7 protein-coding genes and 1 pseudogene are annotated in these 13,336 nt (G+C 77.0%); all 8 read left to right on the top strand.

The annotated features are described in order from the left end of the window. Window positions 1-4,160 (top strand): SDR family NAD(P)-dependent oxidoreductase (locus DZF91_RS16670; RefSeq protein WP_117358378.1); only part of this gene is annotated, 4,160 nt, incomplete at its 5' end. Then, entirely contained in the window at window positions 4,154-4,366 is a 213-nt protein-coding gene (locus DZF91_RS16675; RefSeq protein ID WP_117358379.1) for a hypothetical protein, read from the top strand. The genes DZF91_RS16670 and DZF91_RS16675, both read left to right, overlap by 7 nt. Next, the gene (locus tag DZF91_RS16680; RefSeq protein WP_117358380.1) at window positions 4,363-9,003 is read left to right on the top strand and encodes a type I polyketide synthase; all 4,641 of its coding nucleotides are present in this window, start codon (window positions 4,363-4,365) and stop codon (window positions 9,001-9,003) included. The genes DZF91_RS16675 and DZF91_RS16680 overlap by 4 nt, the downstream gene beginning before the upstream one ends. After that, window positions 9,000-9,374, top strand: coding sequence for an acyl carrier protein (locus DZF91_RS16685; protein ID WP_117358381.1), 375 nt, complete (start codon window positions 9,000-9,002; stop codon window positions 9,372-9,374). Before DZF91_RS16680 ends, DZF91_RS16685 begins: the two co-directional genes overlap by 4 nt. 9 nt (window positions 9,375-9,383) lie before the next feature. Further along, the gene (locus DZF91_RS16690) at window positions 9,384-10,073 is read left to right on the top strand and encodes an alpha/beta fold hydrolase (RefSeq protein ID WP_117358382.1); all 690 of its coding nucleotides are present in this window, start codon (window positions 9,384-9,386) and stop codon (window positions 10,071-10,073) included. Next, on the top strand, window positions 10,066-11,274 hold the full coding sequence (locus tag DZF91_RS16695; protein ID WP_199486688.1) for an alpha/beta fold hydrolase: 1,209 nt from the start codon (window positions 10,066-10,068) through the stop codon (window positions 11,272-11,274). Before DZF91_RS16690 ends, DZF91_RS16695 begins: the two co-directional genes overlap by 8 nt. Continuing rightward, a complete protein-coding gene (locus DZF91_RS16700; protein ID WP_117358383.1) occupies window positions 11,271-12,545 on the top strand; it encodes a glycosyltransferase in 1,275 nt (424 codons plus the stop codon). The genes DZF91_RS16695 and DZF91_RS16700 overlap by 4 nt, the downstream gene beginning before the upstream one ends. A 182-nt stretch (window positions 12,546-12,727) precedes the next feature. Then, window positions 12,728-13,336 (top strand): annotated as a pseudogene (locus DZF91_RS16705) (hypothetical protein); the annotation flags it as partial.

A 13,336-nucleotide genomic window follows, 5' to 3' on the forward strand; every position in this document is an offset into this window, starting at 1 on the left:
GGCTCGCCGCCCTGGCGGACGTCCCCGGCGCGCGCCTGCGCGACCTCGCCCGGACCCTCGCCGAGCCGAACCCCGCGCGCGTCCAGGCGGCGATCGTGGCGTCCGGCGTGGACGACCTGCGGGACAAGCTGGAGGCGGCCCGCGCGTTCCGGGCCGCGCCGGGCGTGTTCGTCGCGCCGCCGGAGGCGGGCGAGACCGGCAAGGTCGCCTTCCTGTACCCGGGGCAGGGCAGCCAGCGGCCGAACATGCTCACCGACCTGTTCGTCGCGTTCCCCCGGCTCCAGCGCCTGCTCCGCCTCGCGGACGGACGGTACGCGCCCGCGATGTTCCCGCCCGCCGCGTTCACCGAGGACGACGAGCGCGCCCAGCGGGAGGCGATCACCGACACCCGCGTCGCGCAGCCCGCGCTCGGCATCGCGGGGCTCGCCGCGCACCGGCTGCTGACCGAGCTGGGCGTCCGGCCCGATCTCGCCGCCGGGCACAGCTACGGCGAACTCGTCGCGCTGGCCGCCGCGGGCGTCTTCGGCGAGGACGACCTGGTCGGGCTGTCCGCCGCGCGCGCCGAGGCGATCCTGGACGCCGCCGTCGGGCACGGCGACGACCCCGGCGCGATGGCCGCCTGCGCGGGCACCCTCGACGACGTCCGCGCGGCCGTCGCCGGGATCTCCGAGCTGGTCGTCGCCAACCACAACGCGCCCCGGCAGGTCGTGGTCTCCGGCTCGACGCCCGCGCTCGACCAGGCGCTGCGGGCGCTGTCCGCGCGCCGGATCGCCGCCCGCCGGATCCCGGTCGCGGCGGCCTTCCACAGCCCGCTCGTCGCGGGGGCCGCCGCAGCGCTGCGCGCCGAGCTCTCCCGCCGGGACCTGCGCTCGCCCGCCTTCCCCGTCTGGTCCAACACCACCGCCGCGCCCTACGACACCGAACCCGCCGAGCTGCGCGCCACGCTCGCCGGGCAGGTCGCCGCCCCGGTCCGGTTCGTCGAGCAGATCGAGGCGATGTACGCGGCGGGCGCGCGCGTCTTCGTCGAGGCCGGGCCGGGCCGGGTGCTGACCGGGCTGGTCGGCGAGATCCTCGGCGACCGCCCGCACACCGCCGTCGCCTGCGACGCGCCCGGCGGGGACGGCATCACGCGCCTGCTGCTCGCGCTCGCCGAACTGGCCGCCACGGGCGTCCCGGTGGACGCCGCCGCGCTGTTCGCCGGACGCGACGCCCGCGTCCTGTCCGCCGCGCACCCGCCCGCGGCCCCCGGCTGGATCGTCAACGGCCACCTCGTCCGCACCGCCGACGGCGCCTGTCTCACGAACTCGCTGCGTCCCGCCGAGCGGGTCGCGCTCCCTCCGGGAGGACCCATGCCCACCGCCGACCACCCCAGCGACCCGTCCACCGCCCCGTCCACCGCCCCTGGGAGTCCCACCCCGGCCCCGACCGCCCCACCCAGCGGGCTCCGGCCCACCGCCGCGAGCACGCCGGACGAGGAAAGCACCACACACGCCGCGTCCTCCGCACAGGCCGGCACCGCCGCGCACCTCGCGTCCGCCGACCAGGCCGCCTCGTCCCTGAACGCTGAATTTGCCGCGAACGCAGCATCCGCCGTGAATGCTGCATCCGCCGTGAATGCTGCGTCGGCCGCGAACGCTGCATCGGCTGAGCACGCCGCGAATGCCGCAGCGGCTTTGCACGCCGGACTCGCCTTGGACGCGGCGTCGGCAGGGAATCCGGCGTCGGCTGCGAATCCCGCCTCCGTCGCCGCGGCGAACGCCGGAGCTGAGGCGTATGCCGCTTACGCCGCGAACGTTGCATCGGCCGGGCACGCCGCGTCGGCGGCGAATCCTGCCTCTGCTGCGTATGCCGCTTCCGCCGCGAGCGCGGCGCAGGGCGCATCTGGGGCGCATTCGGCGTCTGCCGGAGCCTTTGACGGGACGTCCGCGGGCCTGGCGGGCGCGCATCAGGCGTTCGCCGCGACCAGTGCCGGGGAGACCGGTCACGGTGCGGGCATGAGTCCGGCGGACAGCGCGGCAGGGCAGGATCCGCTGCACGCGGCGGTGCTGGAGTACCTGCGGTCCAGCCGCGAGCTCGTCGCCGCCCAGCGGGACGTCGTGTTGAGTCTGCTGCATCGGCATTCCGCGCCCGTGCGGCGTGTCGAGGCGCCGTCGGTGCCCGCTCCGCGCGCCGTGGTCTCCGGAGACGCCGCACCGCAGCCGCTCTCCGGGCCGGAGACGGCCCCGCTGGTGGCCGCAGGAGCCGTCCCGGCCGTCCGCACGCCCCCGGACGAGGAGCAGCCGACCGAGCTCGGACGACCCGAGGTGCCCGGCCTGGAGGAGATCCGCGCCGCGGTGCTGTCGGTGATCGGCGGCCGGACGGGCTACCCCGAGGCGATGCTCGGCGCGGACCTCGACCTCGAGGCCGACCTGTCGATCGACTCCATCAAGCGCACCGAGATCATCGCGGAACTGGCCGACCGGGTCGGTCTCGCGCGGGCGGGCGCGCGGCTGGACGAGGCGGTCGCGGAGCGGCTGGGCCGGCTCAAGACCATCGGCGAGATCGTCGAGTGGATCGACGGCAGGCTGCACGCGTCCGGCACCGGCAACGCCGTTCCCCCGGCGAACGAGGAAGAGGGCCACGCCGTGCCGCCGGTCGCCGAGACGGTGACCGCGGCGGAACCGACCGAAGCCGAGACGGAGACGGTCGAGACGGAGGCACCTCAGGCCGAGGCGGCCCGAGCGGACGCGCCCCAGGCCGAAGCGGTCCCTGCGGAGGCGCCCCAGGCAGAGGTGGCCCAAGCGGAGGTGCGCGAGGCCGGAGAAGTACTGGAGAGGCCCGCGGCGCCGCCGGTTCGGCGGGTCGTGCGGCTGGCGGAGCTGCCCGCGCCGCCCCCGGTCGAGATCGTGCCCGGCCGGTTCGACGGCCGCACGTTCGTCGTCGTGGACGACGGCTGCGGCGTCGCGCTCGAACTGGCCGACCTGCTGGAGCAGCAGGGCGCGACGGTGCGCACTCCGCTCGACGCGGGCGACGCGTGCGACGGGCTGATCCACCTCGCCGCGCTGCGTCCGGGCGGCGGTCCGGTGCTGCCCGGCGCGTACGCCGGGATCCGCCGGACGATGCTGGCCGGGCCGCGCTGGCTGATCCTCGGGACGGGGGCGGGCGGCGCCTTCGGACGCGGTTTCGACGGCGGTGTCGGCGACCCGACGCCCGGCGCGGGACTGCGCGGCCTCGCCCGCACGCTCGCCAAGGAGTTCCCCGAGACGCTCGTCCGGTCCGTGGACGTGGACACCAAGGACAGCCCGCGCGCGATCGCGCTGCGCCTGCTGGCCGAGATGGCGGAGCCCGGGGGGCCGGTCGAGGTCGGGTACGACGGCGACGTCCGCCTGACGCTCACCCTCGTCCCGGACGAGCCGCCCGCGGCGCCCGAGCAGGGCGTCGGCCTCACGCGGGCGCTCGGGCCGGACTCCGTCGTGCTGCTGACCGGCGGCGCGCGGGGCATCACGGCGCGGGTGGCGCTGGAGCTGGCGCGGACGACCGGCTGCCGGATCGAGCTGGTGGGCCGGACGCCGGAGCCCGGCGCGGAGGCCCCCGAACTCGCTGCGGCACCCGACCAGGCCGCGCTGCGGCGGGCGCTGGTCGCGCAGGGCGGCCGGACCCCGGCGGAGATCGAGACGCGGATCCGGAGCGTCCTGGCGGCGCGGGAGATCCGCGCGACGCTCGCGGCGCTGCGCGAGCACGCGGCCGAGGTGCGGTACCACCCGGTGGACGTCCGGGACGCGCAGGCCGTCCGGGCCGTCGTGGAGGACGTCTACCGCGCCCACGGCCGCCTCGACGGGGTCGTGCACGGCGCGGGCCTGGTGGAGGACCGGCTCGTCCGCGACAAGGCGCCCGAGTCGTTCGACCGGGTGTACCGGACGAAGGTGGACGGCGCGTCCGCGCTCGCCGCCGCCGTCCGCTCCGACCTGCGGTTCTTCGTGGTGTTCGGCAGCGTCGTGGGGGTGTACGGGAACCGGGGGCAGGCCGACTACGCCGCCGCGAACGACGCCTGCGACACCCTCGCCCGCGTCTGGCGGACGCGGCTGCGCGGCCGGGTCCTCTCGCCCGCGTCTGGCGGACGCGGCTGCGCGGCCGGGTCCTGGTCGCCGACTGGGGGCCGTGGGCCGGCGGCGGCATGGTGACGCCGGAGCTGGCCCGCGAGTACGCCCGGCGCGGCGTCGGTCTCCTGGACCCGGACGCCGCCGTCGCCGCGCTGCTGCACGAGATCGCCGCCGGTGACGAACCGCAGGTGGTGTTCGCCGGATCCGTCGCCGATCCGACCGGCGGGACCGGCGCGGACGGCGCGGACGGCACGGGCGGCCCCGAGGCCGCCGGGACCACCCCGTGACCACCGACCCGGCGCCCGCTCCCGGCACCGGCACCGGCGGCGAGCCGATCGCGATCGTCGGGCTCGGGGCGGTCTTCCCCGGCGCGGGCTCGGCGGCGGAGCTGTGGGCGAACGTCCGGGCGGGGGTGGACGCGATCACCGACGTCCCGCCGCACCGCTGGGACCCCGCGCTCTACCACGACCCGGACGCCTTCCACGACCCGCCGCGCGCCGACCGGTTCTACTGCCGGCGCGGCGGCTTCGTGGACGGCCTCGCCACCGCCGACCCGGCCCGCTTCGGGATCCTGCCAGCGGCGGCGTCCGGCATCGAGCCCGACCAGCTGCTCGCGCTGCGCACCGCCGCCGAGGCGATCGCGGACGCGGGCGGCGACGAGCGGCTGCCGGACCGGTCCCGGGTCGGCGTCGTGCTCGGCCGGGGCGGCTACATCGGTCCCGGGATGGCCCGGTTCGACCAGCGGATCACCGCGTTCCGCCAGGTCGAGGCCGTCCTGGCCGACCTGGCCCCGGACCTGCCCGCGGACCTGCGGGAGCGGATCCGGGAGGCGTTCCGCGCCGGGCCGGACGACCCGGCCGTCCCGGACGCGTCCGCGGGCGTCCTGCCGAGCCTCGCGGCGTCCCGCGTCGCGAACCGCTTCGACCTGCGCGGCCCGGCCTACACGATCGACGGGGCGTGCGCGTCCTCGCTGCTCGCGGTCGAGCACGCGGTGCGGGCGCTGCGCTCGCGGCAGTGCGACGCGGTGCTCGCCGGGGCCGTCCACCACTCCCACCACGTGACGGTGTGGAGCGTGTTCAGCCGCCTCAGGGCGCTGTCCCCGTCCGGGACGATCCGCCCGCTGGACCGCGCCGCCGACGGCACCCTCCTGTCCGAGGGCACGGGCATGGCGCTGCTGAAGCGGCTGCCGGACGCCCTGCGCTCGGGCGACCGGATCTACGCGGTGATCCGCGGCGCCGGGTCGTCCAGCGACGGCCGCGCGGCGGGCCTGCTGAGCCCGCACGTGGACGGCCAGGTCCTCGCCCTCGAACGCGCCTGGGCGGACGCGGGGCTCGACCCGTCCGCGCCGGAGGCCGCCGGGCTGGTCGAGGCGCACGGCACCGGCGCCCCGGCCGGGGACGCGGCGGAACTGGCCGCCCTGCGCCGCGTGTTCGGCCACCGCGGAGCCCCGCTGCACATCGGCACGGTCAAGTCGATGATCGGCCACGCGATGCCCGCCGCGGGGATGGCCGGGCTGATCAAGGCCGCGTACGCGGTGTACGACGCCGTGCTGCCGCCGACGCTGCACGTCACCGAGCCGCATCAGGCGATGGCCGGGACGCGGCTGACGCCCGTCCGCGAGACCGCCGGATGGGAGCGTCCGGCCCACGGCCCGCGCCGCGCGGTCGTCAACGCCTTCGGCCTCGGCGGCGTGAACGCGCATCTCGTCCTGGAGGAGGCCCCGACGACGACCCCGGCACATCTCGGCCCTCTCCGACCGGAGCGCGCCGTCGCCGCGAGCCGTGGGCCCGCCCACGCCAAGCTCCAGGCGCGTCCGGGGGACGAGGCGGGCGAGCGGGTCCTCCGGCTGGCAGCCCGGGACGCCGCCGAGCTCGCCGAGACGCTGCGGACGCCCGACGAGGAACTGCTCGCGCGCTGCGACCGCGAACCCGCCGACCTGCCCTGCCGCCTCGCGATCGTCGCCCCGGACGCCCGCAGGCTCGCCCTCGCGCGCGCCGTCGCCGACCGCGGCACCCCCTGGCGCGGACGCGGCGACATCTGGTTCACGCCGAAGCCGCTGCTCGCCGCGGGCGGACGGCTGGCGTTCCTGTACCCGGGGTTCGAGCCGTCCTTCGAGCCGCGCGTGGACGACGTCGCCGACCACTTCGGCCTGCCCCGGCCCGCCCTCACCGGACGCGCCGACCTGCTCGGCCACGCCGCCGACGTCATGGCCGTCGGACGGCTGCTGGCGACGGCGCTCGCCGAGGCCGGCATCCACCCGGACGTCGCGGCCGGGCACAGCCTCGGCGAGTGGACGGCGATGATGGTCGCCGGGATGAACGGCCCGGACTCCATGGAGACCTTCGTCGCCGCGCTCGATCCGGGAGCCCTGCGCATCCCCGACGTGTCCTACGGGGCGCTCGGCTGCGGCGCGGACCGGGTCCTGGAGGCCCTCGGCGCCCGCACGGACGTGGTGGTCAGCCACGACAACTGCCCGCACCAGTCGGTGGTCTGCGGCGAGCCGGAGGCCGTCCGGGAGATCCTGCGGCGGTTCGGCGCCGAGGGCGTGCTGGGCCAGGAACTGCCGTTCCGCACCGGCTTCCACACGCCGATGGCCGCGCCCCTGCTGGAGCAGCTGCGGCCCGCGTTCGCGGCGCTGCCGCTGCATCCGCCGCGCATCCCCCTCTGGTCGGCGACGACCGTCGCGCCGTTCCCGGAGACCGCCGAGGAGGTCCGCGAGCTGGTCGAGCGGCACCTGCTGGAACCGGTCCGGTTCAGCGAGCTCGTGGCGGAGCTGCACGGGGCGGGCGTGCGCGTGTTCGTGCAGGTCGGGCCGGGGAGCATCGCCGGGTTCGTGGGGGACCGGCTCGGTGACCGCGAGCACCTGGCGATGGCCGTGAACGTGCCGCAGCGGGACGGCATGGCCCAGATCCGCCGGGTCGCCGCCGCGCTGTGGGCCGAGGGCCACGGCGCGGGTCCGGGCGCCGCGCCGCCGCTCGTGCCGTCCGGGCCGGGGACGGTCGAGCTCGACCTCGGCGTCCCGCTCGTCCGGCTGGACGGCACGGTGCCGCCGCTGACGTCCCCTCCGAGGCCGGCGGGGAAGCGGACGCCGCCCCTGCCGGACGTGGCGGGGGCGGGCCGGACGTCCCCGGCGTCCGCCACCGACCCGGTCACCGAGCCGGTTACCGAGCCGGTCACCGACCCGGTCGCCCAGGAGCTGGACGCGTTCCTGCGCGAGGCCATCGACAGCGCCAACCGGATCATGGACGCGTTCCAGGGGACCGCTCCGCCGCCGTCCGACGCGCCGGTGCCGCCCTTCGAGGGTCCGGTGCCGCCCGTCCAGCCACCGCCCATGCCGATTCCCCCGCCGCCTCCGGTTCTGCCGGTGTCGCCGCTGGTCCCGGCGCAGCCGAGGCCGATCCGGTCCACCGCCCACCGCGTGTTCTCGCTGCGGACGATGCCGTTCGTCGCCGACCACTGCCTGATCTCGCAGCCGGTGGACTGGCCCGAGATGTCCGACCGGTTCCCGGTGGTGCCGCTGACGACCCTGCTGGAGGTCATGGCGGACGCGGCGCGCGAGCTGTTCCCCGACCTGGTCTGCGTCGGGCTGGAGGAGGTCCGGGCGATGCGCTGGGTCACCGCCGACCCGCCGACCGGGACGGAGGTCTCGGCCCGGCTGCTGGAGGCGGACGGCGACGGCGTGCACCGGGTCGAGGTCGTCATCAAGGGCCACACCGACGGGGTCGTCCTGCTCGCGCCCCACTACCCGCGACCGCCCGCGCCGGACCGCACGCCGCTCACCGCCGAGACCCCGCCGCTCATCTCCGCCGACCGGCTCTACTCCGAGCGCTGGATGTTCCACGGACCCCGCTACCAGGGCATCGTCGAGATCTCCGCGCTCGCCTCCGACGGCGCGCGGGGCGTGCTGGCCGCGCTGCCGACGCCCGGCGCGCTGATGGACAACCTCGGCCAGCTCTGCGGCCACTGGATCCAGGTGAACGGCGACCGGGACCAGACCGTCTACCCGACCGGCATCGACCGGGTCACCTGGTACGGGCCGGCTCCGGCACGCGCCTCGCGGGTTCCGGCCACCGTCCGCATCCGCGCCCTGACCCCGACGACCATGCGCTGCGACGCCGAGCTGACGGCCCCGGACGGCCGGGTCTGGTGCCGCGTCGAGGGATGGGAGACCCGGCGCTTCCACACCGACGAGTCCACCTGGCGGATGAAGTTCACCCCGGAGGTGTCCGGCGTGTCGGAGCCGCAGCCGGAGGGCTGGACGCTGGTGCGCCGGCACTGGAGCAACGGCTCGTCCCGGGACATGCTCATGCGCCGCTACCTGAACGCCGCCGAGCGCGCCGCCTACGAGGGCCTCACGCCGCGCGAGCAGGACCCCTGGCTGCTCGGCCGCGTCGCCGCCAAGGACGCGGTGCGGCACTGGCTCTGGGAACACGGCCACGGACCCCTGTTCCCCGCCGAGATCACCATCACCGACGACGCCCCCGGACGCCCCCGCGCCGCCTACACGACCGTCCCCGGAACCGGAACACCGCCCGACACCGCGCCTGCGGGCACGTCCGGTGGCACGTTCGACACCGCGTCCGGCGGCACGTCCGGCATCGCGCCTGCGGGCACGTCCGGCGAGGCGTCGGACCGCGGGGCCGGGGACGGCAACACGTTCGGCGCGCCGCTGGAACTGGCCGTCGCGCAGACCGGGGACCTGGGCGTGGCGCTCGTCCGCGCGGCGGGACACCCGTGCCGGATCGAGCTGGTCCGCGCGGAGGCGAGTCCGGGCGGCCGTCCGCAGCGGCGTCCGCCGGGGACGGCCTCGCGCGAGTGCGACGGGCACGTCGTCACCTGGACGCTCCCGCCGGACGACGCGGACGGCGAGCCGGACGACGACCCGGACGGCTTCGATCGCTACAAGGGGGAGAACAGCACATGAGACCCGACAACGACGTCCTGGCCGAGGTCGTGGAGATGCTGACCGAGGTGGTGGGGGAGGACTTCCTGCTGGAGCAGGAGGTCGGCCCGGACACCGCGTTCAACGCCGACCTCGGGCTGGAGAGCATCGAGTTCGTCGCGCTCGCCGAGAGGCTCCAGCGGCGGTACGGCCGGCGCATCGAGTTCGCGGCGTTCATCGCCGGAATGGACCTCGACCAGATCATGAACATGACGGTCGGCGACCTCACCGCGCACATCTCCGCGCGGCTCGCCGCCCCGGCCGAGGACGCGCCCGCTCCGGACGCGGCGCCGGACGCCGTGCCCGCTCCGGGAGCGGCGTCCGCTCCGGCCGCGCCCGCCGCGTACGCGTAGGGGGACGGCATGGCCTACGTCCGCGCCCGCGGCATCCGCTTCCACGTGGTGGACCTCGGGCGGGACACGGGCCGGTCGCCGGTGGTGATGCTGCACGGGCTGTTCACCGGCTCGGCGGCGTCCTGGTTCTTCACCGTCGCGCCCGCGCTCGCCCGCACCCGCCGGGTCCGGCTGCCGGACTGGCGCGGCCACGGCCTCACCGAGCGCACGCCGACCGGCTACGACACCGCGACGATGGCCGACGACCTGGCCGCGCTCACCGCCGACCTGCCGCCGTTCGCGATCACCGGGCACAGCTACGGCGCGACGGTCGCGGTCCGGTTCGCGCGCGCCCATCCCGGCCGGACGACCGCGCTCGCCCTGGTGGACCCGCCGTTCGTCGAGGCCGACCTGCGCGGGCACACCGTGCCGGACGTGGTCCGGGGCGCGGTCGCCGACCTGCTGACGCTCACCTCGCTGCCGTCCGACCTGGCCGCCGAGCCGCCGGTCACCGCGGCCGAGCTGGCCGAGCTCGCCGGGCTGCCGGTGCTCGCGGTCGTCGGGTCGGGCTCGCCGTTCCGCGCCGCCGCGGACCTGGTCGGCCAGGCGCTGCCCACCGCCCGGCGGCACGTGCTGACCGGCGGCCACGACCTGCACATCACCGCGCGGGCCCGGCTCACGCCGCTGCTCGGCGCGTTCCTGGAGGAAGCACATGCCTGAGATCACCGCCCGCGGCGTGCGGTTCCACGTGCAGACCCTGGACCCCGTCCAGCCCCGCGACCCCGTCCAGCCCCGCGACCCCGTACAGCCCCGCGACCCCGCCCGGACCGGTGACGCCGGCCCGAACCTCGTCCCCGCCCCTTCCTCGCCCGCGGCGGAGCCACCCGTCGTGGTCTTCGTCCACGGGCTGGTCATGGACGACCTGTCGAGCTTCTACTACCGGCTGGCAGGGCCGGTCGCCGCCGCCGGGGCGCTGGCAGTCCTGTACGACCAGCGCGGACACGGCATGTCCGAGCGCACCCCGACCGGCTACGGCGCGGCCGACGCGGTCGCCGACCTCTTCGCGGTCCTGGACGGCCTGGACGTCACGCGGCCGGTGCACCTGGTGGCCAACAGCTTCGGCGGGACGGTCGCGCTGAACGCCGCGCTCGCCCGTCCGGAACGCGTCGCCGGGCTGGTCCTGATCGAGTCCTACGGTCCCGCCGACCACGCCGGATGGCACGAGAACCTGCTCAACTCGCTCGCCCGGTGGGCGCTGGCGCTGGAGTACGAACGGCTCGCCGAGCAGTACGGCGCGATCGGGTGGCGCAAGCGCGCCCGGCACGCCGCCGCCGCCGACCGCCTGCTCAACGGCACCAGCCTGCTCGCGGACGTCGCGGCGGCGGAGCCCGTCCGCCCCGCCGACCTCGCCGGACTCCGCTGCCCGGTCCTCGCCGTCTACGGCGAGCACTCCGACGTGCTGGCCGCCGGACGGCTGTTCGAGGCGCACGCCCCGGACTGCGAGCTGCACGTCCTGCCCGGTCACGCGCACACCGTCCTGAGCGACGGCACCGCCGACCTGCTCGGTCTGCTGCTGCCCTGGCTGGCCCGCCGAACCCGCTCCGCGGAGCCGTCCGTGCCGGGCGCGCGTCGCGAACCGCCCGGCGGTGGCTCCGAACCGCCCGGCGGGCGCTGCGAACCGCCCGGCGGGCGCTGCGAACCGCTCGGCGGGAGTCCCGAGCCCCCCGGCGTGCGTTCCGAGCCCCCCGGCGTGCGTTCCGAGCCCCCCGGCGTGCGTTCCGAGCCCCCCGGCGTGCGTTCCGAGCCGCCCGGCGGGAGTTCCCAGACCCCCGGCGCGGGTTCCGAGGTGCGCGGGGGACCGTCCGCAACCGGATCGTGCGCGGGGACGCGCGATCCGATCATCACCGGAGGTGCGCGATGAGCCCGAAACCGACGCGGGGCCGCAGGGTCACCGTCCCGCCGCTGCTCGGCGGCGCCGTGCCGCCCGCCCGGCCCGCCGTGCCCGACCGCCGCCGGTTCCTGTTCGCGGTGCCGCCGCTGACCGGCCACGTCAACCCGACCGTCGCCGTGGCCGCCGAGCTGACCGCGCGCGGGCACCGGGTCGCCTGGACGGGCCAGCGGGACGTCCTGGAGCCGCTGCTGCCGGCCGGCGCGCGCGTGTACCCCGCCGAGGACGCCGCGTTCACCGCGAAGCTGGAGGCCGCCCGCCGCATCTGGATGTCACTGCGCGGCCCGGCGGCGCTGAAGTTCCTCTGGGAGGAGTTCATCGTCCCGCTCGGGCACGCCATGCTCCCCGGCGTCGAGCGCGCGGTGGACCGGTTCCACCCGGACGTCGTGGTCGCCGACCAGCAGGTCCTCGCCGCGCCCGTGGTGGCGCGGCGGCGCGGCGTGCCGTGGGCGACGTCCGCGACGACCTCCTCGGAGTTCACCCGGCCGCTCGCCGGGATGCCGCTGGTGGAGGAGTGGGTCCGGGACCAGATCGGCGACTTCCAGGCGGACCACGGCATCGAGGACGTCATCGACCTGCGCTTCTCCGACCACCTCACGCTGGTGTTCTCCACCGGCGCGCTGGTCGGGGACGTGTCGTTCTTCCCCGACCACATCGCGTTCGTCGGCCCGGCGCTCGGCGGGCGCCCCGGCCGGGAGGAGTTCCCGTTCGACTGGCTCGACCCGGCGGGCGAGGACACCCGTCCGGGGATCATGGTGTCGCTCGGCACCGTCTCCGGCCCGGCCGGGGAGCGGTTCTTCCGCGTCGCGGCCGAGACGGTCGCGGAGATGGACGTCCAGGCGGTGTTCGTCATGCCGTCCGGCGCGAGCGAGTGCGGCGGCTTCGCCGTCCCGGACAACGTGCTCATCCGGGAGAGCGTCCCGCAGCTCGCGCTGCTGCCCCGGCTGTCGGCGGTGGTCACGCACGGCGGCCACAACACCGTCTGCGAGGCGCTCGCTCACGCCCTGCCCCTGGTCGTGGCCCCGATCCGCGACGACCAGCCCGCCATCGCCCGGCAGGTCGAGGCGGCCGGGGCGGGGCGCATCGTCCGGTTCGCCCGGATCAGCACGGACGAGCTGCGCGCGGCCCTGACCGGCGTCCTCACCGAACCGGCGTACCGGGAGGCCGCCGCGCGGATCCGCGACTCGTTCGCCGCCGCGGGAGGCGCGGCCCGCGCCGCCGACCTGCTGGAGAAACTCGCGTGAGCCCGCCTCCCGCCAGGCCCCCGGCCGCCCCGGCGACGGCCAGGCCCCCGGCCATTCCCGCGACGGCGCGTCCGCCGACCTCGTTTCCCGGCGTGCGCGCAAGGGCGCCGCACGCGGGGTTCGCGGTGATGCTCCCGGCGGTCTTCTCCTTGGGCGTTCCGGTGATCCCTGAGCGGCCTCCGATGGCGTTGCCCGTCGCGGGGGCCGGGATGCTCTCCGGCGCGACGTCCGTGTTCTTCCCGGTGCTGGTCGCGGCCGTCGTCACCGCTCAGGCGCTGCGGCTGCGGCGGCGGCTGCGGTCCCTCCCGCCGCTGCCCGGCGTGGGCCCGGGGCCCGTTCCGGGGCCCAAGCCCCGACCGAGGCCCGCGGAAGGGACCGGGCCGGTCGTCGTGCCGTCCGGGGCGGACGGGGACGACGGGCGGTCCGGGTACGCGGGGTACGAGTTCGTGACGGGGGAGCGGGTCATGCTGTCCGGCCCGGTCCGGCGCGCGGCGGTCGGGCACGCGCGGGAGCAGGGCCTGGACGTCCTGGACCTGGTGCCCGCCGACCTGCCCGCCGAGCGCGCCCTCGACCTGCTCCGCACCCTGAACCCCCGGACGTACCGGACCGACCCGCTCGCGGTCGGCCGCGGCGCCGGGTTCGCGACCGCCGTCACCTCGGACGTCCTGGACCGCGCCGGGCAGACCCGCGCCGCGCTCGACCCGGGCGCGTTCGGCGCGGCGACCGCCCGGCTGCGGAAGTTCACCACGTCCGCCGACCTGGTCGTCGTCCCGGCGGCGTGCCCGCGCGCG

This window comes from Actinomadura logoneensis (genome assembly GCF_003428695.1).
GTDB classification, from domain to species: Bacteria; Actinomycetota; Actinomycetes; order Streptosporangiales; family Streptosporangiaceae; genus Spirillospora; species Spirillospora logoneensis.

Coding starts and splice junctions, on each gene's coding strand:
- DZF91_RS16675 (WP_117358379.1), top strand. CDS start 4,154: ATGGTGACGCCGGAGCTGGCCCGCGAGTACGCCCGGCGCGGCGTCGGT.
- DZF91_RS16685 (WP_117358381.1), top strand. CDS start 9,000: ATGAGACCCGACAACGACGTCCTGGCCGAGGTCGTGGAGATGCTGACC.
- DZF91_RS16690 (WP_117358382.1), top strand. CDS start 9,384: ATGGCCTACGTCCGCGCCCGCGGCATCCGCTTCCACGTGGTGGACCTC.
- DZF91_RS16695 (WP_199486688.1), top strand. CDS start 10,066: ATGCCTGAGATCACCGCCCGCGGCGTGCGGTTCCACGTGCAGACCCTG.
- DZF91_RS16700 (WP_117358383.1), top strand. CDS start 11,271: ATGAGCCCGAAACCGACGCGGGGCCGCAGGGTCACCGTCCCGCCGCTG.